7 protein-coding genes are annotated in these 5918 nt (G+C 45.8%); 2 read left to right on the top strand and 5 right to left on the bottom strand.

What is annotated here, in order from left to right; translation table 11 throughout:
- The 4 genes from BZG79_RS10485 to BZG79_RS10470 all read right to left on the bottom strand — a co-directional run.
- The coding region (locus BZG79_RS10485) for a type II toxin-antitoxin system YoeB family toxin (RefSeq protein ID WP_199877726.1) at positions 1–98 on the bottom strand (98 nt) is incomplete at its 3' end.
- Positions 91–351, bottom strand: coding sequence for a type II toxin-antitoxin system prevent-host-death family antitoxin (locus BZG79_RS10480; RefSeq protein WP_077774353.1), 261 nt, complete (start codon positions 349–351; stop codon positions 91–93). The genes BZG79_RS10485 and BZG79_RS10480, both read right to left, overlap by 8 nt.
- Before the next feature lie 159 nt (positions 352–510).
- Positions 511–1008 carry an ASCH domain-containing protein gene (locus BZG79_RS10475; RefSeq protein WP_077774352.1) on the bottom strand — a complete coding sequence of 166 codons (498 nt, stop codon included), beginning with the start codon at positions 1006–1008 and terminating at the stop codon, positions 511–513.
- 75 nt (positions 1009–1083) lie between these two features.
- Entirely contained in the window at positions 1084–1470 is a 387-nt protein-coding gene (locus BZG79_RS10470; RefSeq protein ID WP_077461021.1) for a hypothetical protein, read from the bottom strand.
- 693 nt (positions 1471–2163) lie between these two features.
- Between BZG79_RS10470 and BZG79_RS10465 the strand changes: the two genes are divergently transcribed.
- A complete protein-coding gene (locus BZG79_RS10465) occupies positions 2164–4008 on the top strand; it encodes a TonB-dependent receptor (protein WP_242414160.1) in 1845 nt (614 codons plus the stop codon).
- 4 nt (positions 4009–4012) lie between these two features.
- Positions 4013–5518 carry an AbgT family transporter gene (locus BZG79_RS10460; protein ID WP_077774349.1) on the top strand — a complete coding sequence of 502 codons (1506 nt, stop codon included), beginning with the start codon at positions 4013–4015 and terminating at the stop codon, positions 5516–5518.
- Between the two features lie 101 nt (positions 5519–5619).
- Here the strand turns inward: BZG79_RS10460 and BZG79_RS10455 are convergent.
- Positions 5620–5918: GNAT family protein (locus tag BZG79_RS10455; RefSeq protein WP_199877723.1), on the bottom strand; the 299-nt coding region annotated here is incomplete at its 5' end.

Raw genomic sequence — 5918 nt, 5'->3', positions numbered from 1 at the left:
AGCTTGTCGATTCGCTTGAGTGTTTTTCTATCCTGACTTTGCCAGTATACGTAGTCACGCCACGCATCATGCGTCCAGCAAAGTAAGCGACTATTCATCGTTATCGACTAACGTGTGCTCCATCGCTTTACCCATCTTGTACTGAGTAATAGAGCGATTTAGGTGCTCAGCATTGGCGGGCGAGCGCAACAGATGGACGGTTTCCATAAGGCTGTTGTAGTAGTCAAGCGACATCACCACCGCGTCTTCCGCATCACGTCGGGTAATGACAGCGGTATCAGCGTCATCAACCACCCCATCTAATACCGTTTTGAGGCTATTTCTCGCTTCAGTAAACGAAATAATTTTCATCGGATCACTCCTATTCGTACAACATCGAAGTATAGAGCAATAAACTAGACATGTACAACTTAAGGAACATGTCTAGTGGTTATTCGCTGAGCACAACCGTCCCGCAGTGACAGCGGGCCAAGTGTTCGGGTTGGATGGATGTTTGACCGACTTGTTTTATCATGCGCTTAGCTGTTCAGTTTCATGGTTATCAAGCGGATAGACTTTCTCAAAGCGCTCTAACACCAAAGGAGATTGGGTTGTAAACGGCACGCCGAGTGCTTGCCCCTCTTGCTCAAAAAACGCAAGATGGGCCTGCCGCCACCACGCATAGCTCTTGTCGCCTTCACCTTCCGCAGCGGCGAATTCAGCAGTCACTTGATCAAACGGGCACTCTCTCACTTCAGTCACCTTGATAATACAAACCGGCTGCTGCGCCCAGTTAAGCACCACGGTTAAACGTCCGACTTGCGGGTAAGGTTCGTTTTCGATCTCGTAGCAGGCTTTTAAGCTGCACGATGCGCGTTTTATGCCTTGATCAATCAAACGGGCGCATTCGTTAGCATTGTATTCATCCGCACAAAAGTACTCAGCAATGGTTTCAGGCACAGCCTGACGTTCTGCGTCACTTAAAGTGGCAAGGTAGGCGTTTAAGTATTCCTGTTGTTCTGTATTCATTAGCATCCTTGATCTTTCTACCTAATTCGCGGTTTGGCACGTTGCGCGAGTTATCAACACAGTAGTTTTAGCCGTTTAATTCGCACGTTTGTTTCTTTTACATTGCCAGCTATCGTAGTCATCGCCGATTTGCATACGTGATGCTGACAATGCCTCAACGTCGTACTGAAATCGTCGTGTGCCATTCCATGCCGGTGTAATGTATACGGTTTCAATATCGGAGATATAATCTTGACTGAAGCTGTCTTTGCTCTGAAACTCAAACGGATTGTAAACCAACTTAATTGTCTCGTTGATTAACTCCCATTCACCTGTGGCATCATATAAAAAGTGCGCATTCTTTTCGCCAAGAAAATATTCAACACGTCCTTGTAGTGAGAACGCGTTGTTATCTTTTAATGTCCATTGCTCTTTGTAGACTTTATCACCTTGCATGGTAAACGAGCATGTCCACTGCCCCATTAGGTTCTGCTTTTTAATGGGGAGCTCTGCAGCAACAGTACTAAAACATGGCAGCATTACTGTGAATGCTAAAAAGAGAACACAGTTACTTTTCACACAAACATTCCTTTTATACGTGTTTCTGGTAAATAGTCATCCTCATGCTGCTAGGCATGCAGATGAGGAAGCCATTTGACAGTGTTATCGCTTATTCTACATCGAATTGGTCACTACTTGGACGTAAAACGTGAAAACTGGAAGACATGGACCATATCAGTTTTACTCTCTATTCCCTATCAATTGTGTTCATTTAAGGCAAAGTCATCACATCAGGCTTGACTGAGCCTCATCATACGAGCCGCGAACAAATCATCAGAGCGACCCACGAATGATGAGAAAAGTCAAGCGAAAAGTCAGCAACTGGAAGCAATACAATCAAGCATTGATCTGCTTTAACTTGAGGGGAATGTTTAATTTTAGTTTTCTTAGTTGTCATTGTTCACCTCGTTAGTGATTGTACCCACTTAACTCGGTGTCCAAAACTGCTGGGACGGATCGCTTTATGGTTTTCGGTATTGCCAATGAGATTTATTTTTATTATATTCCAGGCCGCTCCTCATTAAAAAACCATGAAGTCATTAGATGTTAAAACTCAAATCAAGTCATGCTGTATCGTGTCTGTTTAGCCTGTCCTTTCTACCCGTTTCTTTTGTTATGGCGGAATCTGCAATTGATGAAACTGTAGTTGTCACCGCAAACGCAGGTCAAAGCACAACCCTACTAGATGCCCCTGCAACATTGACCGTGATAGACGTTCAAGAACAGAGCAAATATCAGTTTACGGGTGACGTGGGGGATCTGCTTGTTGATGCACCCGGTGTTAACGTGTCGACCCAAGCGAATGGCTCTCGTAGTGTGCGAATTCGTGGTTTAAGTAGTGACTACACGCAAGTGTTATTGAACAGCCGCCGATCTTATACCAGAGAAGCATTATGGCGTGGTAGCGACAATGCATTGAGCTTAACGCCAAGTGTTGCTATCAATAATATCGAAGTAATTCGTGGCCCAATGTCCACTCTCTATGGTGCCGATACCATGGGCGGAGTGGTTAACGTTATCACTCGTCAGCACCGTGGTACAGCGGAAGGTGCGGTAAGTGTTGAAGCGCAGTACAACCCAAGTGACAAGGGGGGTAACGGGCAAATTTATGGTCTGTATTTTTCAACCCCCGTAACTGATGCTTTAAGCTATACCGTATATGGTAACTATTTAGACACCGACGAATCTTTTTATTCCGACCAGTCGAGCTTCAYCAAACGTCGTGCGCAAGAAAATTACAATTTAGTTAACTCTTTTGATTATGCACTGAACGACCAACACACGATTGACTTGGAAGTACAACTGTCAAATGAGGATCAATCGGGAACGGCAATGTATCGTGGCCGCTCCTATGAACAAGAGCGTCAACTTAAAAATTACACGTTAGGGTATGATTACCAATCGTATCTTGTGAGTGTCGATGCCCATCTCTACTACAGTGACTTTGATGTTAAATATGACATCCCAAGTTCAGACATCACCGAACAAAACTATGGCGGCGATGCTCAAGCCATTTTCTTTATCGATGATCATACAGTGACAATAGGAACCGAAGCTCGCAATGCCGAAATCGAGAACGTTAGGATCACAGGTGGCTCTACCGATCGAACCAGTACGGCCGCTTATATTGAAACCAATCTAACTGTTGCCGATTCGACCATGCTGACACTCGGCGGACGTTTAGATCATGACTCTCTCTTTGACAGCGAATTTACTTATCGCGGATACATCACACAAGGTTTAACCGACAACTGGAACTTAAAAGCCGGCGCAGGGACCGCATTCAAAGCACCGACCATGGCACAGGTTTCACCGTCTTATAACGCGCCAGCCAGTGGTCCAGCTTGCCCTGGTAGGCCCGCCGCTTGTAACATCTATGGTAACCAAGATCTCAAAGCAGAAACTGGTACCTTCAGTGAGATTGGTGCTTACTATGCCAACGAAGAAACCTATGCCAACGCCACCGTATTCTATAATCGTGTTGATGACATTATTCAGCAAGTTGAAAAACCGAATGGCAGTGATGGCTACTATACGTTTATCAATGTGGATAAAGCGACACTCAAAGGCTTAGAGTTGTATGCCGAACACCAATTCGAGCACGTTGGACTTGATGCTTCATATACTTATCTTGATGCGATAGACGACACAAGCGGCGATCGCCTCGTCGGCACATCCGAACATGAAGCTTCAGTGAAAGCCAATTGGTATATCACTTACGATACGGATTTGTTTGCAAGAGCCCATTACCGCAGTGAAGTGCGTGGTGAGCTCGGTAACAATGATGTAGCTGACCCATACACAACCTTTGATATTGGCATGCGTCATATCCTAATGGGTGAACTGGACCTGAAACTCGGTGTGAACAACGTGATGGATGAAGACATCTCAAGTCCAGAGACTTATACGGAAGTCATTCAAGGCCGAACGTATTACGCTGGTTTGAATTACGCTTTCTAGTCTGATGCCAAATACATTTTTTGATAAGTTAGAGCGATGGGGAAATAGACTTCCTCATCCTGTATTTTTGTTCCTATGGTTGTCGCTGATAATCATAGGGATCTCATTCTTCGCATCCAACGCCCAAGTTTCTTATACACTGCCCGGTGGAAGCATTGAACACGTCAACAACCTGTTATCTTTAGAGGCAATAAGAACTTGGCTCGGTGGAAGCGTCAAAGAGTTCGTCAGCTTCCCGCCATTAGGCGTCGTCGTTATTGCCACCATTGGAATTGGCTTGGCGGACTCTTCAGGCCTCATCAGTTACTCCGTTCAGCGGTTAGTCAGTAAAACCGGCAAGTGGCAGCTGACAATGAGCATCATGATCTTGGGTGTTTTATCGAATGTCGTCGGCTCTGTGGGCTATATTGTACTCATCCCTTTGGCTTGTCGAGCATACCAAGCCGCCAATCGCCCACCGCTTGCTGGGCTTGCCACCGCATTTGCGGGGGTTGCAGGGGGAACTCACGCTACCGTATTCTTAACCACTTATGACGTTGTCATAGCCGGGATTACCACCTCAGCTGCTCAATTGATTGATCCGACTATTATCATCAGCCCTCTGGCTAACTATTTTTTTATGAGTGCCAGCGTATTCGCTCTCGTTTTAGTAGGCTCGTTTGTTTCGATTAATATCGTTGAAAAGCGTCAAAGTCGATTAGCATGCCATTGTGCTACGCCTGAACAAAGGTTCACTGACAGCTATGGTGTCGATAACAACAAAGCTGCCAATAATGACAAAGCCATGTGGGCCGCAGCCGTTGTATTCGTCATGGCTGCCGTGTTTATTGTACTTTCAACCGTCCTACCCAACGGCTGGCTAGCCCCATACGAAGGCCAACCTTTAGGACGCAGCGAAGTGATGCGTGGACTACCTATTATTATAGCCGTTACATTTGGTTTAAGTGGATTAACCTATGGCTACCTCTCTGGCAGCTTCAAGTGCGAGCGCGATCTGCTGAATGCTTGTCAAAAAAGCATGAGCCAACTTGGAGTGTTTTTAGTGATCATCTTTGTTGCGTCGCAGATGATCTACCTCTTCAAGCTCAGCCAGTTGTCGGGTGTATTAGCCATGTCGGTGAGTAGCTTAGTGACAGAGGTACAACTACATCCAGCAATAATTCTCTTACTGGTCGTTATTTTGTGTGCCTTTCTGAATATCTTTATGGGATCACCGATTGTTCAATGGAGCATGATAGCGCCCGTATTGATCCCTTCGTTGTTCTATGTCGGCATTCCACTAGAAGTGACACAAGCGGCGTTTCGGATTGGAGACTCAGTCACCAACATTATTAGCCCACTATTTGGCTATCTCGGGTTAATTTTAGCGGCCGCACAAGATTACGATAAGGAGGCTAAATTAGGCACCCTGATGTCATTARTGTTGCCTTTTAGCTTGGCGTTTTTGTTGGTGTGGACGACCTTACTACTAGTTTGGGTCTACGTATTGCAGTGGCCGATGGGGTTATAGGCTTAACTTATGCTGTGTAAATCCATCGTTGAACAAAGCCGCGATGGGGCGATGCGTATCTTGCGCTCGCCCTGCCACCTTTCTGGGATTGATCTTCCTACCTAATTCGCGGTTTGCCACGTAGCGCGATCTAAACCGTAAATAGCATGGTCGACAATACGTCCGTTTAAATTTTCAGCACGACGTATTACGCCCTCGAGTGTGAACCCTAAACGCTCACAGACCTTTCGGCTTGGCGTGTTTTCCGTTGCCGCCGATATCTGTACTTTTTCCATACCAAACTGGGTAAACGCCAGCTCAATGAGCTTAGCCACGGCTTGATTCACGATCCCTTTCCCTTGGTGCAAAGAACTCAGCCAATAGCCAATTTCCACCTTTTTAAGCGACTGATTGATAGTGT

This window comes from Salinivibrio sp. MA427, assembly GCF_001996115.1.
In the GTDB taxonomy this organism is placed as follows: Bacteria; Pseudomonadota; Gammaproteobacteria; order Enterobacterales; family Vibrionaceae; genus Salinivibrio; species Salinivibrio costicola.
The sequence above is the reverse complement of the archived record's forward strand: the minus strand, read 5'-3'. Positions and strand labels throughout refer to the sequence as shown.